This window comes from Quadrisphaera sp. DSM 44207 (genome assembly GCF_900101335.1).
GTDB lineage: Bacteria > Actinomycetota > Actinomycetes > Actinomycetales > Quadrisphaeraceae > DSM-44207.
Genome location: NZ_FNKA01000002.1, coordinates 766,973 through 792,422 on the forward strand (window position 1 = coordinate 766,973; position 25,450 = coordinate 792,422).

Annotated in this window: 22 protein-coding genes and 1 riboswitch; of the genes, 5 read left to right on the top strand and 17 right to left on the bottom strand. The window is 77.1% G+C overall.

The annotated features are described in order from the left end of the window. The first annotated feature begins 108 nt into the window (after positions 1 to 108). Positions 109 to 2,577 (top strand): DNA gyrase/topoisomerase IV subunit A, encoded by a 2,469-nt coding sequence (locus BLS82_RS09760; RefSeq protein ID WP_092864577.1) that lies wholly within the window; start codon positions 109 to 111, stop codon positions 2,575 to 2,577. A gap of 21 nt (positions 2,578 to 2,598) precedes the next feature. Here the strand turns inward: BLS82_RS09760 and BLS82_RS09765 are convergent, their stop codons facing one another. Both BLS82_RS09765 and BLS82_RS09770 read right to left on the bottom strand, forming a co-directional pair. Beyond that, complete coding sequence (locus BLS82_RS09765) at positions 2,599 to 4,017, bottom strand: APC family permease (protein ID WP_218123759.1); 1,419 nt, start codon at positions 4,015 to 4,017, stop codon at positions 2,599 to 2,601. 169 nt (positions 4,018 to 4,186) lie between these two features. Beyond that, a complete protein-coding gene (locus BLS82_RS09770) occupies positions 4,187 to 6,310 on the bottom strand; it encodes a DNA gyrase/topoisomerase IV subunit B (RefSeq protein WP_092864580.1) in 2,124 nt (707 codons plus the stop codon). A gap of 232 nt (positions 6,311 to 6,542) precedes the next feature. Between BLS82_RS09770 and BLS82_RS09775 the strand changes: the two genes are divergently transcribed. The 3 genes from BLS82_RS09775 to BLS82_RS09785 are packed head-to-tail and all read left to right on the top strand — an operon-like array spanning position 6,543 to position 7,699. After that, positions 6,543 to 6,770: a DUF7455 domain-containing protein gene (locus BLS82_RS09775; RefSeq protein ID WP_092864583.1), complete on the top strand. Its 228-nt coding sequence runs from the start codon at positions 6,543 to 6,545 to the stop codon at positions 6,768 to 6,770. 57 nt (positions 6,771 to 6,827) lie between these two features. After that, complete coding sequence (locus BLS82_RS09780; protein ID WP_092864586.1) at positions 6,828 to 7,307, top strand: DUF456 family protein; 480 nt, start codon at positions 6,828 to 6,830, stop codon at positions 7,305 to 7,307. Then, positions 7,304 to 7,699, top strand: a complete 396-nt coding sequence (locus BLS82_RS09785) for a hypothetical protein (RefSeq protein ID WP_092865261.1) — start codon at positions 7,304 to 7,306, stop codon at positions 7,697 to 7,699. Before BLS82_RS09780 ends, BLS82_RS09785 begins: the two co-directional genes overlap by 4 nt. On the opposite strand, the gene BLS82_RS09790 is transcribed toward BLS82_RS09785, so the two are convergent. From BLS82_RS09790 to BLS82_RS09805, 4 genes are all read right to left on the bottom strand, one after another. Beyond that, positions 7,677 to 8,393 carry a potassium channel family protein gene (locus BLS82_RS09790; protein ID WP_218123760.1) on the bottom strand — a complete coding sequence of 239 codons (717 nt, stop codon included), beginning with the start codon at positions 8,391 to 8,393 and terminating at the stop codon, positions 7,677 to 7,679. The genes BLS82_RS09785 and BLS82_RS09790 overlap by 23 nt on opposite strands. Then, positions 8,386 to 9,762, bottom strand: a complete 1,377-nt coding sequence (locus tag BLS82_RS09795) for a TrkH family potassium uptake protein (protein ID WP_218123761.1) — start codon at positions 9,760 to 9,762, stop codon at positions 8,386 to 8,388. The genes BLS82_RS09790 and BLS82_RS09795 overlap by 8 nt, the downstream gene beginning before the upstream one ends. A 101-nt stretch (positions 9,763 to 9,863) precedes the next feature. Next, positions 9,864 to 11,513 (bottom strand): RNA polymerase sigma factor, encoded by a 1,650-nt coding sequence (locus BLS82_RS09800; RefSeq protein WP_304442014.1) that lies wholly within the window; start codon positions 11,511 to 11,513, stop codon positions 9,864 to 9,866. Between the two features lie 241 nt (positions 11,514 to 11,754). Next, positions 11,755 to 12,159 carry a universal stress protein gene (locus BLS82_RS09805; protein ID WP_092864591.1) on the bottom strand — a complete coding sequence of 135 codons (405 nt, stop codon included), beginning with the start codon at positions 12,157 to 12,159 and terminating at the stop codon, positions 11,755 to 11,757. A gap of 129 nt (positions 12,160 to 12,288) precedes the next feature. Here BLS82_RS09805 and BLS82_RS09810 point away from each other — a divergent pair, with 129 nt between their 5' ends. Next, a complete protein-coding gene (locus tag BLS82_RS09810; RefSeq protein ID WP_218123762.1) occupies positions 12,289 to 12,843 on the top strand; it encodes an NUDIX domain-containing protein in 555 nt (184 codons plus the stop codon). Here the strand turns inward: BLS82_RS09810 and BLS82_RS09815 are convergent. The 11 genes from BLS82_RS09815 to BLS82_RS09865 all read right to left on the bottom strand — a co-directional run bounded on the left by BLS82_RS09815 (position 12,803) and on the right by BLS82_RS09865 (position 25,449). Beyond that, positions 12,803 to 13,954 carry a homoserine O-acetyltransferase MetX gene (locus tag BLS82_RS09815; protein WP_218123763.1) on the bottom strand — a complete coding sequence of 384 codons (1,152 nt, stop codon included), beginning with the start codon at positions 13,952 to 13,954 and terminating at the stop codon, positions 12,803 to 12,805. The two genes, BLS82_RS09810 and BLS82_RS09815, sit on opposite strands and share 41 nt — an antisense overlap. Before the next feature lie 38 nt (positions 13,955 to 13,992). Beyond that, a complete protein-coding gene (locus BLS82_RS09820) occupies positions 13,993 to 15,309 on the bottom strand; it encodes a bifunctional o-acetylhomoserine/o-acetylserine sulfhydrylase (protein WP_092864597.1) in 1,317 nt (438 codons plus the stop codon). A 173-nt stretch (positions 15,310 to 15,482) separates the two neighbouring features. Then, positions 15,483 to 15,599, bottom strand: a riboswitch (SAM riboswitch). Positions 15,600 to 15,643: 44 nt separating this feature from the next. After that, positions 15,644 to 16,795, bottom strand: a complete 1,152-nt coding sequence (locus BLS82_RS09825) for a DUF4192 domain-containing protein (RefSeq protein WP_092864600.1) — start codon at positions 16,793 to 16,795, stop codon at positions 15,644 to 15,646. Between the two features lie 143 nt (positions 16,796 to 16,938). Further along, the gene (locus BLS82_RS09830; RefSeq protein WP_218123764.1) at positions 16,939 to 17,460 is read right to left on the bottom strand and encodes a YkvA family protein; all 522 of its coding nucleotides are present in this window, start codon (positions 17,458 to 17,460) and stop codon (positions 16,939 to 16,941) included. Beyond that, positions 17,457 to 18,137, bottom strand: coding sequence for an EcsC family protein (locus tag BLS82_RS09835; protein ID WP_092864603.1), 681 nt, complete (start codon positions 18,135 to 18,137; stop codon positions 17,457 to 17,459). The genes BLS82_RS09830 and BLS82_RS09835 overlap by 4 nt, the downstream gene beginning before the upstream one ends. A 3-nt stretch (positions 18,138 to 18,140) precedes the next feature. Beyond that, positions 18,141 to 18,803, bottom strand: coding sequence for an NUDIX domain-containing protein (locus tag BLS82_RS09840; protein ID WP_092864606.1), 663 nt, complete (start codon positions 18,801 to 18,803; stop codon positions 18,141 to 18,143). Further along, complete coding sequence (locus BLS82_RS09845; protein WP_176819020.1) at positions 18,800 to 20,458, bottom strand: CTP synthase; 1,659 nt, start codon at positions 20,456 to 20,458, stop codon at positions 18,800 to 18,802. The genes BLS82_RS09840 and BLS82_RS09845 overlap by 4 nt, the downstream gene beginning before the upstream one ends. Then, positions 20,455 to 21,798 carry a glycosyltransferase family 4 protein gene (locus tag BLS82_RS16615; RefSeq protein ID WP_218123765.1) on the bottom strand — a complete coding sequence of 448 codons (1,344 nt, stop codon included), beginning with the start codon at positions 21,796 to 21,798 and terminating at the stop codon, positions 20,455 to 20,457. Before BLS82_RS16615 ends, BLS82_RS09845 begins: the two co-directional genes overlap by 4 nt. After that, the gene (locus tag BLS82_RS09855) at positions 21,795 to 23,540 is read right to left on the bottom strand and encodes a lipid II flippase MurJ (RefSeq protein WP_218123766.1); all 1,746 of its coding nucleotides are present in this window, start codon (positions 23,538 to 23,540) and stop codon (positions 21,795 to 21,797) included. The genes BLS82_RS16615 and BLS82_RS09855 overlap by 4 nt, the downstream gene beginning before the upstream one ends. Continuing rightward, positions 23,537 to 24,424: a hypothetical protein gene (locus BLS82_RS09860; protein WP_218123767.1), complete on the bottom strand. Its 888-nt coding sequence runs from the start codon at positions 24,422 to 24,424 to the stop codon at positions 23,537 to 23,539. The genes BLS82_RS09855 and BLS82_RS09860 overlap by 4 nt, the downstream gene beginning before the upstream one ends. After that, a complete protein-coding gene (locus BLS82_RS09865) occupies positions 24,421 to 25,449 on the bottom strand; it encodes a copper transporter (protein ID WP_092864612.1) in 1,029 nt (342 codons plus the stop codon). The genes BLS82_RS09860 and BLS82_RS09865 overlap by 4 nt, the downstream gene beginning before the upstream one ends. Position 25,450: the final 1 nt, after the last annotated feature.

The following is a 25,450-nucleotide window of genomic DNA, read 5'->3' on the forward strand; positions in this document are numbered from 1 at the left end:
CGTGGAGCGTGGCAGCACCGCGGCGGCGCCGGAGGAGGCCTGTGGACAGCCGTTCCGCTCGCGGCGTTCGGGCCGTTCCTGTCGGTGCCGTCGGCGAGGATGGGTCCCATGGCACGCCGCACGACCCCGCCTCCGGCCGGGAGGAGCACCGAGCGCATCCTCGACGTCGACGTCGACGAGGAGATGCGCGGCTCCTTCCTGGAGTACGCGTACTCGGTCATCTACTCGCGGGCGCTGCCCGACGCCCGCGACGGCCTGAAGCCCGTGCAGCGGCGCATCCTGTTCCAGATGGCGGAGATGGGGCTGCGGCCCGAGCGGCCGCACGTCAAGAGCGCCCGCGTCGTCGGCGACGTCATGGGCAAGCTGCACCCGCACAGCGACGCGGCGATCTACGACGCGCTCGTGCGCATGGCGCAGCCGTTCTCCCTGCGCGTGCCGCTCGTCGACGGCCACGGCAACTTCGGTTCTCCGGACGACGGTCCGGCAGCGAGCCGATATACGGAGTCACGGATGGCGCCGGCGGCCGTCGTCATGACCGACGGGCTCGACGAGGACGTCGTCGACTTCGTCCCGAACTACGACAACAGCCTCACGCAGCCGGGCGTGCTGCCCGCGGCCCTGCCGAACCTGCTGGTCAACGGCGCCAGCGGCATCGCGGTGGGCATGGCGACGAACATGCCGCCGCACAACCTCGTCGAGGTCGTCGCGGCGGCCCGCCACCTCATCGCGCACCCGGAGGCCACCCTGGCCGACCTGATGCGCTACGTGCCGGGGCCCGACCTGCCCACCGGTGGTCGCATCGTGGGCCTGGAGGGCGTGCGGGAGGCGTACGCCACCGGCCGCGGCTCCTTCCGCACCCGCGCCAGCGCCCGCATCGAGGACCTCACGCCCCGGCGCAAGGGCATCGTCTTCACCGACCTGCCCTACACCGTGGGCCCGGAGAAGGTCATCGACAAGGTCAAGGACGCCGTCCAGGCCAAGAAGCTGCAGGGCGTGGCGAACATCCTCGACCTGACCGACCGCGAGCACGGCACCCACCTCGTCGTCGAGGTCAAGACCGGCTTCACGCCCGAGGCGGTGCTCGAGCAGCTGTACCGCCTCACGCCGCTGGAGGACTCCTTCGGCATCAACAACGTCTGCCTCGTCGACGGCCAGCCCCGCACCCTGGGGCTGAAGGAGCTGCTGCAGGTCTACGTCGGCCACCGCCTGGACGTCGTGCGCCGGCGCAGCGCGTTCCGCCTGGCCCGCCGCCGCGAGCGCCTGCACCTGGTCGAGGGCCTGCTCGTGGCGATCCTCGACATCGACGAGGTGATCCAGGTCATCCGCTCCTCGGACGACGCGGGCGCCGCGCGCTCGCGCCTGGTCGAGGTCTTCGACCTCTCCGACGTCCAGGCCGACCACATCCTCGAGCTGCGCCTGCGCCGCCTGACGCGGTTCTCCCGCATCGAGCTGGAGGCCGAGCGCGACCAGCTGCAGGCGGAGATCGCCGAGCTCGCCGAGCTGCTCGGCAGCGAGCGGCTGCTGCGCAGGGCCGTCTCCGACGAGCTGGCGCAGGTCGCGCGGGCGCACGGCGACGCGCGGCGCACCGTGCTGCTGGAGGCCGCGGCCGCGCCGGCGGCCTCGGTGCCGCTGCAGGTGCTCGACGAGCCCTGCTGGCTGCTGCTGTCGGGCACGGGGCTGCTCGCGCGCACGGCGGGGGTGGACCTGCCGGGCGCGGAGGACGGCGAGGGGTGCCGCGCCCCGCACGACGTGCTGCGCAGCGCGGTGCGCACCACCGCGCGCGCCTCCGTCGGCGCGGTCACCTCGGCCGGGCGGGTGCTGCGCCTGGGCGTGGTCGACACGCCGGTGCTGCCGCCGACGGCGGGTCGGCCGTCCCTGTCCGGCGGCGCGCCGCTGCGGGAGTTCCTCTCCCTCGCGCCCGGGGAGGACGTCGTGGCGCTGTGCTCGCTCGCGCCCGAGCCGGGCGGCGCGGGCCTGGCCCTCGGCACCGCCCAGGGCGTCGTCAAGCGGGTGGCGCCCGAGCCGGCCGGCGCCCGCGAGGCGTGGGAGGTCATCGCCCTCAAGGACGGCGACCGGGTGGTCGGCGCCGTCGAGCTCGCCACCGGCGCGGAGGAGCTCGTCTTCGTCACCAGCGACGCGCAGCTGCTGCGCTTCCCCGCCGAGGCGGTGCGCCCGCAGGGGCGCGCGGCGGGCGGCGTGGCGGGCGTGCGCCTGGCGCCGGGCGCGCGCGTGGTCTCCTTCGGCGCGGTCGCCCCGCAGGACGCCGCCGGAGCGGTCGTGGTCACCATCGCCGGCGCCTCGGCCGTCCTGGCGGGCACCGGGCCTGGCACGGCCAAGGTCGCGCCCCTCGCGGAGTACCCGGCCAAGGGCCGGGCGACGGGAGGGGTGCGCTGCCACCGCTTCCTGCGCGGGGAGGACGAGCTGGTCCTCGCCTGGGTCGGCCCCGGGCCGGCGCGCGGGTGCGCCGCCGGCGGCCAGCCGGTGGACCTGCCGCCGGCGACCGGGCGCCGCGACGGGTCCGGCACGCCGCTGGGCCAGCCGGTGGTGGCGGTGGACGGCGCCCGCGCCTCCGCCTGAGCCGGCTCAGGCGGAGGCGGCTCAGCGCAGCCGGCTGGGGTCGCGCACGAGCGTGCGGCGCCCGCGCAGGGCGCGGTTGCCGACCCACGTCAGCGCCCACAGCAGCACGCCGAGCCCGATCATCGCGGCGGCGATCCGGTACACCACGGCGTCCCGGTCGGCGAAGAAGACCAGATAGGCGCACAGCGCGACGCCGAGGAACGGCACGGGGGTCGGTGCCCGGAAGTGCTCGTGCTCGACCGGGTCGCGCCGCAGCACCAGGACGGCGACGTGCACGATCGAGAAGACCACGAGCAGGAGGAAGGAGGTCGTGCTGCCCAGCGCGGCGACGGCCGTCGACTCGGCGTTCGCGCTGACGATCGTGATGAGCACGATCGACAGCGCCGTGGTGAACAGCACCGCCATCCACGGCGTGCGGCGGTTCGGCAGCACGGGCCCGAGCCAGCGCGGGACGACGTCCTCGCGGGCCATGCCGTACAGGAGCCGGGACGCCATGAGCATGTTGAGCAGCGCCGAGTTGGCGACCGCGAAACAGCTGATGGCGGCGAAGACGATGATCGGGAAGCCGGGGGCGGCGATCTCGACGGCGTCCAGCAGCGGGGTCGTGGTCTGCGAGAGCGCGTCCGCCGGCACGAGGGCCACCGCGACGATCCCGACGAGGATGTAGATCACACCGGCGATCGCCAGCGCCAGCACCATGACCCTGGGGAAGGTGCGCACCGGCTCGTGGGTCTCTTCGGCCATGTTCACCGAGTCCTCGAAGCCCACGAGCGCGAAGAAGGCCAGCGCCGTCGCGGCGGTGATCGCCGCGAGCGCCGACTGGCCCTGCGGCAGGTCGATGGAGGCGGCGCGGCCGAGGTCGCCCTCGCCGCCGAGCAGGGCCCAGGCCCCCAGGACGACGACGATGAGCAGGCCGGACAGCTCGATCAGCGTCAGCACCGTGTTGGCCCTGACGCTCTCCCCCACCCCGCGCAGGTTGACCAGCGCCACGGCCGCGATGAACACCAGCGCGACGGTCGTGACCACGCCCGCGCCGGGCGCGTCGACGCCGAAGAACGTCAGCGCGTTGGTGCCGAAGGCCCGCGACGCGGTGGACGCGGAGGTGATGCCCGAGCTCATCACCGTGAAGGTGACGAGGAACGTGAGGAAGTGGATCCCGAACGCCTTGTGGCAGTACAGCGCCGCCCCGGCCGCGCGGGGGTACTTGGTGACCAGCTCCAGGTAGCTGGCGGCGGTCAGCAGCGCGACGGCGAAGGCGCAGGCGAAGGCGATCCACACCGCGCCCCCGACGAGCCCCGCCACCTGGCCGGTGAGGGCGTAGATGCCGGTGCCGAGCACGTCGCCGATGATGAACAGGAGCAGCAGGCGGGGGCCCAGGACCCGCCGGAGCGGGGTCTCGACCTCGCCGACCGACTCGCTGCCGCTGGTCGTGGTGGCCACGGCGCACCTCCTCGCGGACGGGCGCGGCACGACGTGCGCCGGCGCTGGGGCCACTGTGCCCACCGCGCGCTCGCTCTGCCAGACCCGGGCGCCGGATCCGTCAGCGCGGATCCGGGTCCGGGGTCCGCGCTGACGGGTCCGGGGCGCTCAGGAGGGCGGGTGGCGGGGCTCAGACGTCGATGCGGTCGGCGTCCAGCGCCGCGGCGCCGTCGACGATGAAGTCCTTGCGCGGTGCCACGTCGTTGCCCATGAGCAGCTCGAAGACCTTCTCCGCCGCCTCCGCGTCGCGGATGTTGACCCGGCGCAGCGTGCGGTGGCGCGGGTCCATGGTGGTCGTCGCCAGCTGGTCGGCGTCCATCTCCCCCAGGCCCTTGTAGCGCTGGATGCTGTCCTTCCAGCGCTTGCCCGAGGCGGACAGGCGCGCCAGCAGCGCCGTCAGCTCCGCCTCGGAGTAGGTGTAGACGAGCTCGTTGGCCTTGCGGCCCCCGTGCACGACCTCCACGCGGTGCAGCGGCGGCACCGCGGCGTACACCCGCCCGGCCTCGACCAGCGGGCGCATGTACCGGAAGAACAGCGTCAGCAGCAGGGTGCGGATGTGCGCGCCGTCCACGTCGGCGTCCGCCATGAAGATGACCTTGCCGTAGCGGGCGGCGTCGAGGTCGAAGCTGCGCCCGGAGCCGGCGCCGACGACCTGGATGATGGAGGCGCACTCGGCGTTGCGCAGCATGTCGCCGACCGAGGCCTTCTGGACGTTGAGGATCTTGCCGCGGATCGGCAGCAGCGCCTGGTGGTCGCTGGAGCGGGCCAGCTTGGCGGTGCCCAGCGCGGAGTCGCCCTCGACGATGAACAGCTCCGAGCGCTCCACGTCGGTGCTGCGGCAGTCCGCCAGCTTGGCGGGCAGGGAGGAGGTCTCCAGGGCGTTCTTGCGCCGCTGGGTCTCCTTGTGCTGGCGGGCCGTCACCCGGGCGCGGGTCTCGGCGACCACCTTGTCCAGGAGGGTCGAGACCTGGTTCTTCGTGCCCTTGGCCGGGCTGTTGAGGAGCGCGGTGAGCTCCTTCTCGACCACCCGGGCCACGATGCCGCGCACGGCGGCGGTGCCGAGGACCTCCTTCGTCTGGCCCTCGAACTGCGGCTCGGCCAGGCGCACCGTGAGCACGGCCGTCAGGCCGGCCGTCACGTCGTCCTTCTCCGGCCGCTCCTCCTTGGCGGAGACCTTCAACCGGCGGGCGTTGGCCTCCACCGCCTTGCGCACGGTGCGCAGCAGGGCCTGCTCCATCCCCGACACGTGGGTGCCGCCCTTGGGCGTGGCGATGATGTTGACGAAGCTGCGCAGCTCGGTGTCGTAGCCGGTGCCCCAGCGCAGGGCGACGTCGACGACGCACTCGCGCTCGACCTCGCGGGTGACCATGTGCCCGCGCTCGTCGAGGACGGGCACGGTCTCGCGGAAGTGCCCGGAGCCGCCCAGGCGCCAGGTGTCGGTCACGGCGGGGTCGGTGGCCAGGTGCTCGACGAACTCGGCGATGCCGCCGTCGTGGCGGAAGACCTCCTCGTGGGGGCCGTGCTCGGCCGGGGTGCCGGGCAGCCCGCGCTCGTCGCGCACCCGCAGGGTCAGCCCCGGCACGAGGAAGGAGGTCTGGCGGGCGCGGGTGACCAGCTCGTCGTAGCTGAAGGCGGCCTCGCGCAGGAAGACCATCGGGTCCGACCAGTAGCGCACCCGGGTGCCGGTGACCCCGCGCCGCACCTTGCCGACCACCCGCAGCTCGGAGTGGTCGGTGAAGGGCGTGAAGGGGGCGCCCGGGCCGGCGCTGGCCGGGCCGTCGAACAGGCCGGGCTCGCCGCGGCGGAAGCTCATCGCGTGCGTGCGCCCGCCGCGGTCGACCTCGACGTCCAGGCGCGCCGACAGGGCGTTGACGACGCTGGCGCCGACGCCGTGCAGGCCGCCGGAGGCGGTGTAGGAGCCGCCGCCGAACTTGCCGCCGGCGTGCAGCTTGGTGAAGACGACCTCGACGCCGCTCAGGCCCGTGCGCGGCTCGACGTCGACGGGCACGCCGCGGCCGTCGTCGCGCACCTGCACCGAGCCGTCGGCGTGCAGCACCACGTCGATGCGCGTGCAGTGGCCGGCCAGCGCCTCGTCGACGCTGTTGTCGATGATCTCCCACAGGCAGTGCATGAGGCCGCGGGAGTCGGTGGAGCCGATGTACATGCCGGGGCGCTTGCGGACGGCCTCCAGCCCCTCCAGGACCGAGAGGTGGCGGGCGGTGTAGTCGCTGTCCACCGGGTTGTCCACAGACACGCTCCGCAGCGTAACCAGCGGGTCCGACAACCGCGGTGGACTCGCCCGGTCCGCGGCCGCGGCGCCGTCCGGGTGGCCGGGAGCAGCCGGTCGGGTTACGCGGACGGCGAACCGCGGCCCACCTCCCCCCGGGAAGCGGCCTCCGGTGGTTGGATGTTGGAACCGGTGAACGCCGACTGGTGCTCATCACCCGGGTGCCGAGCGCACCCGATCGCACTCCGGAAGGGGCGACGTGACCGCTGTTCTCGCGACTCCTCAGCTGACCGCCGCGGAGCGGTGTGACCGCTGCGGCGCTCAGGCCTACGTCCGCGTGCTGCTGCCCTCGGGCGGCGAGCTGCTCTTCTGCGCGCACCACGGCCGCGAGCACGCGGCCAAGCTGCGGGAGGTGGCCGCCGAGATCCAGGACGAGTCCCAGCGGCTCGCCGGGACCCCGGCCGTGGCCGCCGACGGGGAGCGCTGAGCCCCCGGGCCGCCCCCGGCCGCTGGACCTGACCAGACGCTCGACGAGGGCGCCGGCATGAGCGCAGGAACGCTCCTGGCCGGCGCCCTCGTCGCCGTGGGGCTCGTGGGCGTCGTGGTGCCCGTCCTGCCGGGCAGCGCCCTGATCGCGCTCGGCGTGCTCGTGTGGGCCCTCGCCGAGCGGTCGGTCACCGCCTGGGTGGTCCTCGGCGTCGTCCTCGTGCTCCTGGCCGCCGGCCAGGTCCTGTCCTACCTGCTCGCCGGGCGCAGCCTCGTGGCGGCCGGCGTGCCCCGCCGCTCCCTGCTCGCGGCCGCGCTGGGGGCGCTCGTGGGCTTCTTCGTCGTCCCCGTCCTCGGCCTCCTGCTCGGCGGCGTGGTCGGCCTGTACCTGGGGGAGGTCGCCCGCCTGGGCCCCGGTGCGCGCTCCTGGCGCAGCACGTGGCTGGCGCTGCGCGCGATCGCGATCCAGGTGGGGGTGGAGCTGGCCGCCGCGCTGGCGGCCGCGGGCACCTGGCTGTGGGGGGTGTGGCGCTCGTGAGCGTGCCGCCCGCCGGGCAGGCCGCGCTCCTGGCGGCGCGCGCGCTGCTCGTCCACGACCTCGGGGCGCGCGGCCTGGACACCGCCGCGGCCGTCAGCGCCGTGGAGGACGCCGCCGCCGCGCGCGCGTGGTGGGTGCGCGAGTGGCCGGACGGCGCGCGCTACGTGGCGGGCCAGCTCGCCCAGGACGTCCAGGAGGTCCTCGTCGAGGACCTCGGCGTGCGCTGGCCGCTGTGCCCGTCCGTGACCGGCGCCGCGCGCGTGTGCGGGCAGGAGGGCGCCCACGTGCTGCACGTCGCGCCGGACCTCGGGGAGGACCCGCACTGGGTGTGCGAGGAGTCCGGCGCCGTCGTCGCGCCGCTGGGCGCGCTCAGGGGCGCCGCAGCAGGCTGAAGCGCTCGGCGTCGCGCACGGGGCCCGCGACGATGATCGTGTCGGCGGGCGCCAGGACGGTGTCCGTGCCGGCGTGGGTCCACCCGTCGCCGGCGTGGCGCACGGCGACCACCGTGACGCCGTGCCGCTGGCGCAGCCCGGTCTGCCCCAGCGGCCGGCCGACGATCTCCGCGGGCGGTGACGTGGTCACCATGGCGAAGCCCTGCCCGACCTCGACGTAGTCGAGCATCGACCCGCGCACCAGGTGCGCGACGCGCCTGCCCATCTCGCTCTCCGGGTGCACGACGTGGTGCACGCCGATCTGGTGCAGGATCCGCCCGTGCGCCTCGCTGGTGGCCTTGGCCCACACCTGCGGGACGCCGAACTCCATGAGCAGCGACGCGGTGAGGATGCTGGCCTCCACGTCGTTGCCGATGCCGACCACGGCGCGGTCGAAGTCCTGCACCGCCAGCTGCTGCAGCGCCTCCTCGCGGGTGGAGTCGGCGCGCACCACGTGGGTGAGCTGCCCGTGCAGGGACTGCACGAGGTCCTCGTCCTCGTCGATGCCGAGCACCTCCGCGCCGGAGTCGACCAGCTGCAGGGCCAGGGAGCGGCCGAAGCGGCCCAGGCCGATGACGACCACGGAGTCGGCCTCGGCGAGGCGGTGGGCGCTGCGCGGGACGCGCCGCCCGGGACCGAGCGGGTACCTAGCCAATGACCGGCCTCTCCTCGGGCAGCTCGTACAGGCGGGTGCGGCGCCGCAGCGCCAGCGCCGTGGCGACGGTGATGGGGCCGATGCGCCCGAGCAGCATGACGACGGCCAGCAGCAGCTGCGCGGGCACCGGGGCCTCGGCGCTCAGCCCCGTCGACAGCCCCGTGGTCGTGGCCGCGGAGATCACCTCGAACAGGGCCCGCTCCATCGAGGCCTCCGAGAGCACGATCATCGCCAGGGTGGCGCTGATCACCGCCCCGATGGCCAGCAGCGCCACGCTGATGGCCTGGCGGTGCACGGAGCGCGGCAGGCGGCGCCCGAAGGCGTTGACGGCGGACTCCCCGCGCGCCTCGGCGTAGATGACGAAGAACAGCACGGCGAAGGTGGTGATCTTGATCCCGCCGCCGGTGCCGCCGGAGCCCGCGCCGATGAACATGAGCACGTCGCCGACGAGCAGGGTCGCGGGGCTGACGTCGGCCCAGTCGACGGTGCTGAAGCCGGCCGAGCGCGGCATCAGCGCCTCGAAGGCGCCCGTGCCGATGGTGCGCCCCGTCGAGTACGGGCCGAAGGTCTGCGGGTTCGTCCACTCCAGCGCCGTGATGAGCACCCACCCGGCGGGGACGAGCACGGCCGTGCCCCACAGCACCAGCACCGTGTTCAGGCTCCACGCGCGGGGACGGCGCAGCTCCCGGCTGAGCTCGAACAGCACCGGGAACCCGAAGCCCCCGAGCAGCACGCCGACCGCGACCGGCACGAGGACCCACGGGTCGGTGCCGAAGCGGGCCAGGCTGTCGCTGTAGAGGGCGAAGCCGGCGTTGTTGAACGCCGAGACGCCGTGGAAGACGCCGTGCCACAGCGCGCGCAGCGGATCCATGTCGTACGCCCGCGCCAGGCGCACCGCCAGGACCACCGCGATGGCGCCCTCGACGGCGAAGCTGATGGCCGCGACGCGCCCGACGACGGTGCGCACGTCGCCGAGGTCGATGCTGCGGGTCTCGGCCGTGGCCGTCAGCCACGTGCGCAGCCCGAAGCGGCGCAGGGTGAGCAGGCCCAGCAGCGACGCGGAGCTCATGATGCCCAGCCCGCCGATCTGGACGAGCACGAGGATCGCCACGTGGCCCAGCGGGGTCCAGAACGACGGCGTGTCCACCACGGTCAGGCCGGTGACGGTGCCCGCCGACGCCGCCGTGAAGAAGGCCGCCAGCAGGTCGCTCTCCCCCGCGCCGGCCTGCGCGAGCGGCGTCGCCAGCACCGCGGTGCCCGCGGCGATCACCGTGCAGTAGGCGAGGACCAGGAAGCGCGCGGGCGTGCGCGGCCCGTGCACCGGGCGCCGCGGCGAGCGCCCGAGCGCCGTGCGGGGACCGGTGGGCACCGCAGGAGGCTAGCCGCCGCGCGAGAGGGCCGGGACCCGCACCGCGGGTCCCGGCCCTCTCGGTCCGGCGCTGTCGGTCCGGCGCTGTCGGTCCGGCGCTGTCAGTCCAGGTAGTCGCGCAGCACCTGCGAGCGCGAGGGGTGGCGCAGCTTGGACATCGTCTTGGACTCGATCTGGCGGATCCGCTCGCGCGTGACGCCGTAGACCTTGCCGATCTCGTCGAGGGTCTTCGGCTGCCCGTCGGTCAGGCCGAAGCGCATGCTGACCACGCCGGCCTCGCGCTCGGAGAGGGTGTCGAGGACCGAGTGCAGCTGCTCCTGCAGGAGGGTGAAGCTGACGGCGTCCGCGGGGACGACGGCCTCGGAGTCCTCGATCAGGTCGCCGAACTCGCTGTCGCCGTCCTCGCCGAGCGGGGTGTGCAGCGAGATCGGCTCGCGCCCGTACTTCTGGACCTCGACCACCTTCTCGGGGGTCATGTCCAGCTCCTTGGCCAGCTCCTCCGGGGTGGGCTCGCGGCCCAGGTCCTGGAGCATCTGGCGCTGCACGCGGGCGAGCTTGTTGATGACCTCGACCATGTGCACCGGGATGCGGATGGTGCGGGCCTGGTCGGCCATCGCCCGGGTGATCGCCTGGCGGATCCACCACGTGGCGTAGGTGGAGAACTTGTAGCCCTTGGTGTAGTCGAACTTCTCCACCGCGCGGATCAGGCCGAGGTTGCCCTCCTGGATCAGGTCCAGGAAGAGCATGCCGCGCCCGGTGTAGCGCTTGGCCAGGGAGACGACCAGGCGCAGGTTCGCCTCGAGCAGGTGGTTCTTCGCACGGCGCCCGTCGTGGGCGATCCACTGCAGCTCGCGGGCGTACGCCGGGTCCAGGGCCTGCCCGGAGGCCAGCTTCTCCTCCGCGAACAGGCCGGCCTCGATCCGCTCGGCGAGCTCGACCTCCTGCTCGGCGTTCAGCAGCGCGACCTTGCCGATCTGCTTCAGGTAGTCCTTGACCGGGTCGGCGGTCGCGCCGGCCGTGGCCACCTGCTGCGCCGGGGCGTCGTCGTCGTCCGCGTCGGAGACGACGAAGCCGGACTCCTCCGGCCGCCCGGCGGCGGCCTCGGGCTCGTCGGCGACGTCGGTCGCGACGTCCACGGCGACCTCCTGGTCGCCGTCGGCCTGCGCGATGGCGGCCTCGGCCTCGGCGTCGTCGCCGACGAGCGCCTGGATGTCCTCCGGGCTCTCCTCCAGGTCGACGTCCTCCACCTCGCCCGCGCCCGGACCCTCGGCGGCGGGCGCGGCGGCACCGGCGCCCGCGGCGCCCGCGGCGGGGCCCGTGGCGGGCGCCCCGGCGGTCTTCTTCGCCGCGGACCGGCTCGCGGGCTTGGTGGTGGTGCCGGTGGTGGCCTTCCCCGAGGGACGGCGCGGGGCGGGGGCTGCGGGATCGCCGCCGGTCGCGGCGCCGTCCTGCTCCAGCGTGGCGGTGGTGCGCGCGGCGACGGTGGTGGACGACGCCCGGCGGCTGGCGGCCGCGGAGACGCGGGCGGGGCGCGCGGGCTGGGCGGGCTCCTCCACGACGACGGCGACGTCAGCGGCCTCCAGCGCGCGCAGCACGGCCTTCATGCGCTTCATCGGCACCTGGGCGTCCTCGCAGGCCGACCGCAGCGAGGCGGCGGCCACGGACCCGGTGGCGCTGCCCTGGCGCAGCAGGTCCTGCAGGCTCGGGTGGCTGAACTCGGGCGGCAGGGAGGGGGTGGAGACCGACGACACGGACTGCCTTCCGTCGACTGGCGAACAGGTGGGCCGACCCGCTGCGGTGGCCCCCAGCGGTCGTCGTCCCGGAAAGGACAACGCCGCGAACCTGGAGGTCCTTCCCGATGCACGGACCGTCTTGGGCATGGGTCCCCAAGGACCTGGTCAAGCCATTGTGCCACGCCGGGGGTGGCGGCACGCGCCGGCAGCCCCGCGCGGGCGACGCCGGAGCGGACGGCGGGCGGGTGCGGGCGGGGCGCTACGGGGCCGGCTCGGCCTTGACGGCGAGCACCGGGCAGGGCGCCTCGAGCAGGATCCGCTGGGCGTTGGAGCCGAGGATGAGCTTGCCGACGGGGGTGCGCCGGCGCAGCCCGATGACGATGAGCTCGGCGTCGTGCTCGGCGGCCACGCCGATGATGTCGTCGGCCGGGTCCGGCCCGGAGCGCGGGTGCAGCTCGTGCGCGACGCCGGAGGCCGCCAGCCGCTGCGCCAGCTCCGCCCGGTCGGCCTCGGCGCGCTCGGGCTCGCGGCTGCCGGTGCGGGCGGGGCTGCGGCTGCTGTCGACGACGAGCAGGCGCGCACCGCGCAGCCGCGCCTCGTCCAGGGCGCGGGCGAGCGCGGCGCGGCCCTCGTCCGTGGCCACGTACCCCACCACGATCGCCATGGCGCAGCTCCTGTCCTCGGCCGCGGGGCCGCTGGGCGCCCGCCCGGCCGTCCCGGGTGGCTGTGGACGGTACCGGAACGGGCCGGGCCGCACCCGCCCGCGCCGCACCCGCCGCGTAGCGTGCGAGGCGTGGCGAGCGGGGACGGGAACGGCTGGACGACCTGCCGCTGCGGGCACCGGCACTGGGGCCTGCACGGCGCGGCGGGGCTGATGCTGCTGCGGCAGGTCCGGCCGCGCGGCGAGCGGGCGTCGGAGTCGCCGGCGCACGGGTCGTCGGCGCACGGGTGGCAGGCGCTGCTGCAGCTGCGGGCGGGGTGGACCGACGCCGGCGGCACGTGGGGCCTGCCCGGAGGGGCCGCCGACAGCCACGAGGGCGCCGCGGAGGCGGCGCTGCGCGAGTCGTGGGAGGAGACCGGCGTCGACCCGCGGGCGGTGCGGGTGCTGGCCGAGGTGGTCGCCACCGACCACGGCGACTGGGCCTACACCGTCGTCCTGGCCCGGGCCGAGCGCCCGGTGCACCCGCACGCGGCGAACGCCGAGAGCGACGAGGTGCGCTGGGTGGGGCTGGAGGAGGCGCCCGCGCTGCCGCTGCACCCGGGCCTGGCCGCGTCGTGGCCGCGGCTGCGCGCGGCGGTGGCCTCCCTCAGCGCGAGCCCGGCTCCAGGGCCAGCAGCTCCTCGGTGACCTTCTGCAGCGCCGCGACCTCGATGAGGAAGCCGTCGTGGCCGTACGCCGAGCTGACGAGGTCCAGCGGCGGCGCGCCCGGGACGCCGGTGGCGATCTCCTCCGACAGGTGCACGGGGTAGAGGCGGTCGGTGTCGACGGCGACGACGCGGGTGGCGGCGCGCACGCGGGAGAGGGCCGCCGCGACGCCGCCGCGGCCGCGGCCGACGTCGTGGGAGTCCATGGACTCGGTGAGCACGACGTAGGAGCCGGCGTCGAAGCGGCGGACCAGCTTCTCGGCGTGGTGGTCGAGGTAGGACTCCACCGCGAAGCGCCCGCCGCCGCCCAGGGGCTCCTCCCCCGGCTGCGGGGCGCGGCCGAAGCGGGCGTCGAGCTCGGCGGCCGAGCGGTAGGTGGTGTGCGCGATGCGCCGGGCGATGCCGAGCCCGGTGTGCGGGCCCCGCCCCGGCGGCGCGTCGTGGTAGTCGCCGCCGCGCCAGCCCGGGTCCGCGCGGATGGCCGCCAGCTGCGGGGCGCACCAGGCGATCTGGTCGGCCGTCGCGCGCGCGGTGGTCGCCACGGCCAGCAGCCGCTGCACCCGGGAGGGGTGGGTGACCGCCCACTCCACCGCCCGCATGCCGCCCATGGACCCGCCGACGACGGCGGCCCACGCGTCGACGCCGAGCGCGTCGGCCAGCCGGGCCTCGGCGGCCACCTGGTCGCGCACCGTCAGGTACGGGAAGCGGCTGCCCCACGGCCGGCCGTCGGGCGCGGGCGAGGCCGGCCCGGTCGTGCCCTGGCAGCCCCCGAGCACGTTGGGCGCCACGACGAACCAGCGGTCGGTGTCCAGGGCCCGGCCGGGGCCGACGAGCTCGCTCCACCAGCCCGCGGTGGGGTGGCCCGGCCCGGCCGGGCCGGTGACGTGGCTGTCGCCGGTGAGGGCGTGCAGCACCAGGACGGCGTTGTCGCGGCGCGGGGACAGCTCGCCCCAGGTCTCGTACGCCACGCGCACGGCCGGCAGGTGCCCGCCCGTCTCCAGGTCCAGGGCGCCGACGTCGGCGAAGCGGCGGCCGCCGGCCGGGTCGCCCTCGCGCCAGGCCGCGCTCGCGGGGACGGGGGGTGCGGTGCTCACCGGGACGGACGGTGCGGCGCTCACCGGAACAGCCTGCCTCACGCGCCCTTGGCCGCCGTGAACCCGGTCTCCAGGTCCGCGAGGAGGTCCTCGACGTGCTCGAGCCCGACGGACAGGCGCACCAGGCCCGGCGTCACGCCCGCGGCGCGCTGCTCCTCCTCGGTCAGCTGGCTGTGGGTGGTGGACGCCGGGTGGATCACCAGGCTGCGCACGTCGCCGATGTTGGCGACGTGGCTGTGCAGCACCAGCGCCTCGACGAAGCGCCGGCCGGCCTCGGCCCCGCCGTCGACCTCGAACGCGAGCACGCCCCCGGCGCCGCGGGGGGCGTACTTGCGCGCCCGCTCGTACCAGGGGCTGGAGGGCAGCCCGGCGTAGGAGACGGAGAGCACCTCGGGGCGCTGCTCGAGCCACTCGGCCACCCGCTGCGCGTTGGCGACGTGGCGCTCGACGCGCAGGCTGAGGGTCTCCAGGCCCTGGGCGATGAGGAAGGCGTTGAAGGGGGCGAGGGAGGCGCCGAGGTCGCGCAGCAGCTGCACGCGCGCCTTGAGGACGAAGGACAGGTTCGCCCCGAGCGGGCTGCCGACGCCGAGGTCGCGGGCGTAGACGAGGCCGTGGTAGCTGGCGTCGGGGGTGGTGAAGCCGGGGAAGCGCTGCGGGTCCGCGCCGTAGTCGAAGCGGCCGCCGTCGACGATGACGCCCCCGATGGCCGTGCCGTGCCCGCCGAGGTACTTCGTCGCCGAGTGCACGACGACGTCCGCGCCCCACTCCAGCGGGCGCACCAGGTAGGGGGTGGCGGTGGTGTTGTCCACCACCAGCGGCACCCCGACCTCGTGGGCCACCGCCGCCACGCCCTCGAGGTCGAGGACGTCCTGCTTGGGGTTGGAGATGGTCTCCCCGAAGAACGCCTTCGTGCGCGGGGTGGCCGCGGCCCGCCAGGAGCCGAGGTCGTCGGGGTCCGCCACGAACGAGACCTGCACGCCCAGCTTGGGGAAGGTGTGGCGGAGGAGGTTGTGCGTGCCGCCGTACAGGCTGGGGCTGGCGACGACGTGGTCACCGGCCTCGGCGACGTTGAGCAGGGCCAGCGCCTCCGCCGACTGCCCGGACGCGACGGCCAGCGCACCGACCCCGCCCTCCAGGGAGGCGAGGCGCTGCTCCACCACGTCCGTGGTGGGGTTCATCAGCCGCGTGTAGATGTTGCCGAGCTCGCGCAGGCCGAACAGGTCGGCGGCGTGCGCGCTGTCGCGGAAGACGTAGGACGTCGTCTGGTAGATCGGCAGCGCGCGGGCGCCCGTGGCGGCGTCCGGGACCTGCCCGGCGTGGATCTGGCGGGTCTCGAAGGACCACCCGTCGTTCATGCGCTCTCCTGCTGGTGGGGCGGCCGGGCCGCCGGGGGCGTCGGAGGGGTCCGCGACGGCGCGCCGCCCGCTCGACGCGGGCGCGGGCGGCGTGCTCGCAGCGCGTCGCGGCGGCCGCGTCAGCGGCAGCGTCGGGAAGTCATGGGGCGGCCCTCTCCTGCTGGGCCCCGCGGGGCCCGCGCTTGCCGCGGCACCGGTCGGTGCCGCGGCCCGGTCATCACCCGGGGCACCCCACCGCGGGCGGGGGTTGCCGGCCAGCGAGCCGGGGCTTGGCGCTGGCGCTCATGACCTGCGGGGAGGATAGGCGGGCGCCCGCGGCGGCCTCCACATCGTCTCAGCATGCGGACGACCCGCCGTCCGGGCGGGCGCCCGCGCTCCCCCGCTCCCGCCACGGCGGCAGCACCCCGCGACCGACCGCCTCGGCCACCAGCTGCGCGAGGCCGCAGTCGGGGTCGACCTCGAGCGCCAGGTCGGCCTGGACGGCGGCCTCGGAGCCCGCACCGCGCCACCAGGAGGTCCACGCGAGCACCGCGAGCGGCGCGGCGCGCCGCCGCCCGGAGGCCAGCCGCGCCAGCGCCTCCAGCAGCGCGCGGGCCGCCTCGGCCTCGTCCGGGTCCGGTGCGGGCCCGCCGGGCCGGGACAGGACGGCGTCGAGCGCCTGCGACAGCTCGCCGGCGTCCTCCTCCCCGGCCGCCAGCCGCTCCGGCGCCGACCCGGCGCCGGTGACGGTGCTCAGCAGGACGGCGTCGCGCAGGCGCACGTCGGCCACCGCCGCGAGCAGGCGCCCGGCCGCCTGCGGGGCCAGCAGGTCGGCGGCGAGGTCGTCGGCGCTGCGACCGGCGCGCACCCCCGCGGTGGTGGCCTCGAGCAGGTCGCGCCACCGCGCGAGCGCCCGCAGCCGCTCGGCGCGGCCGGCGGGACGCCGGGCGGCGCGCTGCGCAGCGCGCCGGGCGGCGGCACCGGCCGGGGCGAGGCGGGCCCGCACGGCGCGCCGGTGCTCCTCCTGGTCGGCCAGGACGCAGCTGCCGCGCCAGACCATCTCGGTGCCGACGAGCGTGGCGGCCACGTCCCCCAGGGGCTGGCCCTCCGGAGGGCAGCACGCCTGCTGGCAGGTGTAGGAGCGCAGCCGGCCGGCGCCGACGAGCCAGGCGTCCGCGAGCGCCACGCCCTCGGCGGCCAGGTCGCGGCGCACCGCGCGCACGAGGTCGTCGTGCTCGGGCCGCCCCGGCGGCCCGGTGCGGTCGGTGTGCACGAACAGGACGGCGCCGGTGGCCCCGTCGCGCGCCACCCGCTGCGCCAGGGCGCCGGTCGCGGCGCGCGGGCCGCCGGGGCGGGCGGCGAGGTCGACGCGGGCGACGAGGCCGGGCTCGTGCCGCTCGCCGCGCAGGCTGACGAGCACGAGGCTGTCGCGGGGGTGGAACCCGAGGGCGTGGGCGGCCAGGGCGATGAGGTCACGCGGGTCGCTGACCCGCAGCGTCGTCGTCATGCCCGCCACCGTGGCCCGCGCGGAGCGCCCGCGGCGGGCCGCCGAGGCCGCTTGTGGACGGTGCGGTGCCCGCCCGCGCCTGTGGGCGGGAGGTGGCGCGGCTCGGGGCGGCGCGGCTCGGTGAGCCGCGCCGCGCCGGGGGTTCAGTCGATGACCTCGCCGACGACGACGTCCGGGTCGGTCGGCGGGCGGCGGCGCCCGCCCGTGCCAGTGCCCGTGCCGGTCCCCGTGCCGCCGGTCCCGTCGCGCTCCGCCGTTCCCGGGCCGGCGCCGCGGCCGGCCCCTCCTCCGTCGCCCGCTCGGGCGCCGGGGGAGCCGGCAGGCCGCCCCGAGCTCTCCCAGTCCAGGAAGGCCGCGGTCTCGGTGACCACCGCGCCGGCGAGCCAGCTGAGCACCACGGCGTCGTCGAACATCCCGATCACGGGCAGGACCGCGGAGGGCACGAGGTCCACCGGGGAGGCCACGTACAGGCCCGCCAGCCCCATCAGGGCCAGGCGGGAGCGGCTGAGGCCGGTGTACTCCCCGGCGACCACGGCGGAGGCGAGGCGGGGCAGGGTGCGGAGGATCGTGCCGGTGCTCGGGGAGCCGGGCGTGCGGGCCTTGCGCACCGCCGCCCACAGCGTCGCGGCCGCGCCGCGGCGCCCCCAGCGGCCCCCGGCCCTCACGGCGCGGTCTCCTGCTCCTGCGGCCGCTGCGGGAAGTCGGCGCGCGCCGCGAGGGCCGTGCGGTGCAGCATCCACGCGTCGGAGGCCGCGCCGACCAGGCCGCCCGCCAGCGGCAGGCCCCGCCCGAGCCGGCTGAGCGCGGTGCTGCCGAGCTTGGAGACGACCTGGAAGGCGACGCCCTTGTCGAGGACCATGAGCGCCGGCTCGGACAGCTGGGTGCTCAGCAGCCGCGTGGCCAGCCCCGCGCTGGTGCCGAGGCCGAGCAGCGTGAGCAGCGGCTGGGCGTCGGCGTCGACGAGGGAGACCAGCACCGCCGTGCGCACCTCCGGGCGGGTCAGGTCGTAGCCGCGCAGCGCGGCGATGCCGGCCGCGGTGCGCGCGGCGACGACGTAGAAGCCGACGACGTTGGCCGGCAGCGCCACCGGCAGCGTGACGAAGCCGCCGACGCCGGTGGCGAACCCGGCGACCGCGGCCGCCTTCGTGGCGGAGGCGACGAGGGCGTCCACGGCCTCCTCGGTGCTGCCCGTGCGGGCGCGGGCGGCCGCGGCGGCCCGGGCGGCCGGGGGCAGCGGCCCGACGCCGTCGATGCCCGCGGCCACGAGCCGGCGCACCAGCTCGGTCGACGCCCGCCCCAGGGGCCCGTCGTCCAGGTGGTCAGGGCTCTGGATCTGCTGCACGGGTCAACGGTAGGCCCGGTGCCGGAGCCACGGCGCGTCGACCGGGCGCAGCCCGGACCAGCCCGCCGCGCGCGCGGACCAGGCGGCCAGGACGCCCGCGACGGCGGTCGGGTTGGCCAGGCGGCCCTCCAGCACCGCGTCGCGCGCCTCGTCCAGCGGCACCCACACCGCCGTCATCGAGGCCTCCTCGTGCTCGCGCACGTGCCGCTCGGCCTCCGGCACGGGCGTCAGGTCGCGGGCCAGGAACAGCCGGAACGCCTCGTCGGAGCCGCCCGGGGAGTTGAACCAGTCCATCAGCACGTGCCACGTGCCCGCCCGCAGGTCGGCCTCCTCGGCGAGCTCGCGCACCGCCGCGGCGTGCGGGTGCTCGCCCTCGACGTCCAGCAGCCCCGCCGGGGGCTCCCACAGCAGGTGGCGCACCGGGTGGCGGTACTGGTGCAGCAGCAGCACGCGCTCCTCGTCGTCGAGGGCGAGGATGCCCACCGCGCCGGGGTGGCGCTGGTACTCGCGCACCACGGGGCCGCCATCCAGCTCGACGGTGTCGCGCACGACGTCCCAGATGCGCCCGGTGAAGACGGTCTCGGACGCGCTGACGGGCAGCGGCGCCAGCTCGTCGCGCACCTGCGGGGCGACCGGCGCCCCGGCGGCCCGCGGCGGGGTGCTCACGGGGCGACCTCGAGCAGCCGCTCCCCGGCCTGGCGCTCGACGGCGGCGGCCACCAGGCCCCGGAACAGCGGGTGGGCGCGGTGCGGGCGGGAGCGGAACTCCGGGTGCGCCTGCGTGCCGACGTAGTACGGGTGCACGTCGCGGGGCAGCTCCACGAACTCCACCAGCGCGCGGTCCGGGGAGACCCCGGAGAAGACCAGGCCGGCCTGCTCCAGGCGCTGGCGGTAGGCGTTGTTGACCTCGTAGCGGTGGCGGTGGCGCTCCTCGGTGCGGGGGAGCCCGTACGCCTCGGCGACCACGGACCCCTGCACCAGGTCCGCCGGGTACAGCCCCAGGCGCATGGTGCCGCCGAGGTCGCCGGCGCCGTCGACGAACGCCTTCTGCTCCTCCATCGTGGCGATGACGGGGTGCTCGGTGGCGGGCTCGAACTCCGTGGAGCTCGCCCCGTGCAGGTCCAGGACGCTGCGCGCGTACTCGATCACCATGCACTGCAGCCCCAGGCACAGGCCGAGGGCGGGCACCTGGTTCTCCCGCGCCCAGCGCAGCGCGCCGAGCTTGCCCTCGATGCCGCGCACGCCGAACCCGCCGGGCACGCACACGGCGTCCACGCCGTGCAGCTCCCGCTGCGCGCCCTCGGGGGTGGAGCACGCGTCCGAGACCACCCAGCGCAGGCGCACCTTCGCGTCGACGGCGATCCCGCCCGCGCGCAGCGCCTCGGTCACCGACAGGTACGCGTCGGGCAGGTCGACGTACTTGCCCACGAGCGCGATCTCGACCACGGAGATCGGGCGGTGCACGCGGCGCAGCAGCTCGTCCCACTCGGTCCAGTCGACGTCGCGGAAGGGCAGGTCCAGGCGGCGCACGACGTAGGCGTCCAGGCCCTCGCCGTGCAGCACCTTGGGGATGTCGTAGATCGACGCCGCGTCCACGGCGTTGACGACGGCCTCCTCGTCGACGTCGCACATCAGCGCGATCTTGCGCTTGGTGCTCTCGGGCACCTCGCGGTCCGAGCGCACCACGATCGCGTCCGGCTGGATGCCGATGCTGCGCAGGGACGCCACCGAGTGCTGGGTCGGCTTCGTCTTCAGCTCCCCGGACGGGCCGAGGTAGGGCACGAGGGAGACGTGGACGAAGAAGACGTTCTCGCGCCCGATCTCCTGGCGCACCTGGCGGGCGGCCTCGAGGAAGGGCAGGGACTCGATGTCGCCGACCGTCCCCCCGACCTCCGTGATGATCACGTCGGGGACGCCGTCGGGCCCGGGCACCGCCTGGGCGCGCATGCGCTCCTTGATCTCGTCGGTGATGTGCGGGATGACCTGCACGGTGTCCCCGAGGTACTCCCCGCGCCGCTCCTTGGCGATGACGGCCGAGTAGATCTGGCCCGTCGTCACGTTCGCGGCGGCGTCGAGGTCGACGTCGAGGAATCGCTCGTAGTGGCCGATGTCGAGGTCGGTCTCGGCGCCGTCGTCCGTGACGAAGACCTCCCCGTGCTGGAAGGGGTTCATCGTGCCGGGGTCGACGTTGAGGTAGGGGTCGAGCTTCTGCATCGACACCCGCAGGCCGCGCCCGCGCAGCAGGTGCCCGAGGCTGGAGGCCGTCAGCCCCTTGCCGAGGGACGACGCCACGCCGCCGGTGACGAAGATGTGGCGGGTCACCGACGACCCGCGCTGCTGTGCTGATGCCCGTGCCGGCGTCCGTGAGACCACGGACTGCCACGGTACCAGCGAGCGGGGCCTCCGCGGTGCCGATCAGCGCCGCGCGGAGCGCGCGCCAGCTCCTCGTAGGTGCTCAGCCACCGCTGCAGGACCTGCTCCGGCGCGGGCAGGGTCGCGAAGACCTCCACGGCCCGGGCGCCCAGGCGCGCCCGCCGGACGTCGTCCTCGAGCAGCGCGCGCACCGCCGCCGCGAGCGCGTCCGGCCGCCCGGGGGGGACGAGGACGCCGGCGTCGCGCACCAGGCCCGGCAGGCCGCCGACCGCGGCGGCCACGACGGGCAGCCCCGCGGCCAGAGCCTCCTGCACCGCCAGCGAGCGGGCCTCCCAGGTGCTGGGGAGCACGAACGCGTCGGCGAGCGCGAGCAGCGGCGCCGGGTCCGCCAGCGGCCCGAGCAGGCGCACGGGCGCCCCCGTGGCGTCGACGAGGCGCCGCAGCGCCGCCGCGTCCCGCTCGTCCCCGCCGCCGACGTGCAGCCACAGGGGGCGCCGGCCGGCCCACGCGCCGCGCGCGAGCACCGGGGTGGCCGCGGCGGCGCGCACCAGGGTGGGCAGGTCCTTCTGCGGAGCGATCCGCCCGACCGCGAGCAGCCAGGGGCGCTCGGCGTCCGGCCCGGCGTCCGGCCCGGCGTCGAGCCCCAGCCGCGGTGCCGCCTGCGCGCGGGCGGCGGCGCGGCCGCCCGCGTCGGCGACTCGCCGCCCCGCCGCCAGGCGCACCGCCGCGGGGGACGCCACGGGGGCCAGCCGGGCGCGGGCGCCGAGGGCCTCCGCGCGCGCGACGAGGTCCTCGGAGGCGCCGGTGACCAGGTCGGCGCCGCGGGCCTGCGCGGCCTCGGCGAGCGCCAGCAGCCACCGGCGCGGGGCGCGGGCGAGGACGGCGTTGTGCCAGGAGACGACGACGGCCGGCCGGCGCCGCCGCGGCAGCGTGCGCGCGAGCAGCACCGCCAGCAGGCCCGCCTGGTGCCCGTGGGCGTGCGCGACGCCGCTGGCGGCGAGCTCCCGGCGCACCCGGGCCAGGTCCGCGGGCGCCCGGCGCCCTCGCGACGGCCACGCGAGCACGACCCGCTCGCCGAGGTCGAAGCGGCGCGCGGTGGCCTCGGCGGTCAGCACCCGCACCGCCAGCCCGCGCGCGGCCAGGCCGGCGACCAGGTCGGCCACGTGGGCGCCGATGCCCCCGGCGCTGCGCCCGACCACGACGAGCAGCGCGGGATCGCCCTCGGCGCCCGCACCACCGAGCCGCCCGCTCCCCGGTGCGCTCCCCGGTGCGTCCTCCGCTGCGCTCACGGCACGGGCGCCGAGGGCGGCAGGGCGGTCACCGGCGCGGCGCGGCGGCGCGCCAGGGCCAGCACGGCCCGCGCGCTGGCGCGGTCCGCGACCGCGACGACGACCGCCATCCCCCCGGCGGCGGCCGCCGCCGCGGCGGCGGCCGCGGCCGCCGCCGCGGCGGCGGCCGCGGGCCCCGTGCCGCCCGCCGCGGGCAGCAGGGCGTCCAGGGCGGCCGCGCCCAGCGCGGCGCCGGCCAGGCCCCCGGCGGCGGCGGCCGCGAGGGCGACGCCGAGGGTGCGGGGCATCCCGGCCAGGGCCGCGGGACCGGCCGCGCGCGCGAGCGCCACGAGCAGGCCGGCGCCGGCCACGCTCATCCCGATCCCGTGGGCCGCCCCGAGGGCCACGAGCACCCCGGTGCCGTCGGCGGCCAGCGCCGCGCCGGCCGCGGCCACGAGCGCGACGACCAGCCACCCGGCCGCCGTCGCCGCGGCCGCCGCGCGCCCCCGCTCCAGGGCGTACAGCGCCCGCCCGGCGTGCGCCACGAGCGCCAGGCCCAGCACGCCCGGGGCCATCGCGACCAGCGCCGGGGCCAGCCCCGCCAGGGCCGAGACGCCCGCGGAGGCGTCTGTGGTGGCGCCCGCGGCGCCGGTCGCGGAGGCGCCCACGGCGCCGGTCGCGGCGTCGACGGCGGTGAAGAAGGCCTGCACCGGGCGGGCGGTCGCCGCCAGCGCCGCGGCGCCGGCGAGGGAGACCAGGACCACCGCGCGCGTCGTCGTGGCGGCGGTGCGCGCGTACCCGGCGGCGTCGCCGGTGGCCGCGGCCGCGGCCAGCCGCGGGAAGGCGACCGTGGCCAGCGGCACGGCGAGGACGGCGTACGGCAGCAGGTAGACGGCCTGGGCGTAGGTGTAGACGGTGATGGCGCCGACGTCGCCCTGCCGGTTCGCGGCCAGCAGCACGGCGATCACGGAGACCTGCTGCGCGAGCAGGGCCATGAGGCCCGCGCCGGCCAGGCGCCCGGCGCGGCGGGCCACCCCGGGCGGCAGGGACCAGGTGGGGCGCAGGCGGGCCCCGGCGCGCCGGGCGGGCACGAGCAGGGGCAGCGTGAGCACCGCGACCCCGAGCGTGGTGCCGCCGGCGAGCACCGCCTCGGCGGCCGGCGCCAGCGCGTCCGCGCGTCCGCGGCCGGGCCCGCCGACCGCCGCGAAGAGGAGGTAGGAGACCAGCACGACGGCGCTGGACAGCAGCGGCGCGAGCGCCGCCGCGGCGAAGCGGGAGCGGGCCTGCAGGACCCCGACGAGGACGACGCCCACCCCGTAGAGCACCACCTGCGGGGCGAAGACGACGAGCATCCGCTGCACCAGCTCCGCCTGCCCCGCGCACCCGTCCCCGGCCAGCAGCCGCGCCAGCGGCCCGGACGCCGCGGCCAGGAGGACGGCGACGGGCAGGAGCGCCGCGACCGTCCAGGTCAGCAGCGCCGAGGCGGTGCGGTCGGCCTCCGCGCGCCCGGCGTCGTCCCCGCGCGCCAGCGGACCGGCCAGCAGCGGGACCACGGCCCCGGCCAGCGCGCCCCCGGCGACCACCTCGAACAGGACGTTGGGCACGAGGTTGGCGCTCTGGTAGGCCTCCCCCACGCACGTGCTGCCGACCGCGGGCGCGAAGACGAGGACGCGACCGAACCCGGCCGCGCGCGCCAGCAGGGTCAGCACGGCCACCAGCAGGGCGCTGCCGGCGAGCCCGCCGAGCACGGCGCGCCGGGTCACCGCGGCAGCCGGCCGAGCCGGTCGAGCCCGCGCAGCCCGGGCGTCGACTCGATCACGCGCGTGAAGCTGACCCGCTCGCTGGCCAGGGTCGCGGCGAGGAGGAGCGCCAGGGCGCCCGCGCGCACCCGGGACCCGCCGGCCCGCCCCGCGGTGCCCACCACCAGCGCCGTGCCCAGCAGCGCACCGGCGGCGTTGGCCCCGGCGTCCCCGAGCATGCCGCGCTCGCCCAGGTCGGCGGGCAGCAGCGCGGCGCCCGCACCCGCCGCCACGGCCAGCAGCGGCGCCGCGGGCCCGCCGGCGAGGGCGAGCGGCGCCGGCAGCAGGCTCGCCTTCAGGGCCCGGCCGGGGCGCAGGTCCAGCAGGTTCAGCAGGTTCGCGCCGCCCGCGACGACACCGCCGGCGACCACCACGTCGAGGACCCGCACCGCGGGTGCGGGGCCGGCCGGCAGCGCGGTCGCCGCGGCCGCGAGCCCGGCCAGGCCGATGCCGGCGACCTTGGCGGAGCCGGTGGTCACGCGCCCGGCGGCCAGGGCCCCCAGGTGCCCGCGCAGGCCCCGGTCGCTGCCGCTGCCCGCCAGGTCGTCGACGGCGCCGAGGACCGCGGCGCCGGTGACGGCGAGCGCGGCGGCGCCGCGGGCGCGCGCGGGCGCGCGGCGGGCGGCGGCCAGGCCCGCGGCCACGGCGGCGGCGTACGCCGGCCCCTCCAGCAGCGTCACGCGGCGCCCGGCGTGGTTGGTCCGCTCCCACCGCCGGGCGGAGGCGGGCGGCAGGCGGCGCAGGAGGGCCCACGCGGCACCGCCGGCGCCCGCGGCGGCACCCGCGGCGCCCAGGACCCCGCCCGCACCGCCGGAGCCGGTCGGAGCGGGCGGCGCCCCGCGCCTCACGAGTCCGCCGCCCCGGGCAGGGGCGGCACGACCGCCGTGGCGCCGTCGCCGGAGCCGTACTGCCCGCTGCCGCCGTCCAGCTGCTCGCGCAGCGCCAGGACGGTCGTGACCGGGCCCATCGTCGTGCCGAGGGAGTCCACGCTCGACGGGCCGTCGATCCCGTCCCCGGAGCGCACCGCGGCGAGCACGCCGCCCTCCTCGGACGCGAGCGGGGCGGTGACGACGCTGCCGGAGGAGCGGGCGTCGAGGGCGGTGACCACGGGCAGCCACTCCTGCGCGGCGGCGTCCTCGGCGTCCTCGGCCTCCGCGGTGTCCGCGGCGTCCTGTCCGGCGTCGTCCACCGGCGCTCCGCCGACCACGACGGCGGTGTCGGCGCGCCCGGACAGCTCGCCCTCCACGCTGACCAGCTCCCCGCCGGCCAGCGCCTCGAGCACCGAGGCGCTGGGCGCCGCCGCGCCGCCGTCGGGCCCGGGCCCGGGCGGGACGACGAGGGCCCCGGCCAGCAGGTCGGCCAGCTCCCGACCGGCCCCGGCGCCCTCCTGCTCGGTGTCCTGCCCGGTGTTCTGCCCAGCGTCCTGCCCGATGTCCTGCGGCTCGCCGGCCGGTGCCAGCTGCGCGGCCAGGCTGGAGCGGAACGCGGCCTGGTCGGGGTCCACCCACGCCGGCTCCAGGCCCACCTGCCCGGTCACGGTGGCGCCCGCGCCGGTGAGCGCCTCGGTGACGGCCTCCACCTGCTCGCCGTCCGCCTCCGGCAGGGTGACGACGACCGCGGAGCGCCCCGCCAGCCGCCCGGAGACCAGCGCCGGCGCGACCGCCTGGACGAACGCCTCGCGGTCGGCCACCTCGGCCTCGCGGTTGGCGAGCGCCTGGCGCAGGTCCTCGGTGTCCTGGCGCAGCGCGTCCACCTGGTCCGTCAGCGTCGCGCCGATGCTCTCGCGCAGGGGGCCGGCGCCCAGGACCACCCCGATGGCGAGGGCGAGGAACACCGAGACCAGCGAGACGATGTGGTACCGGAAGTCGATCATG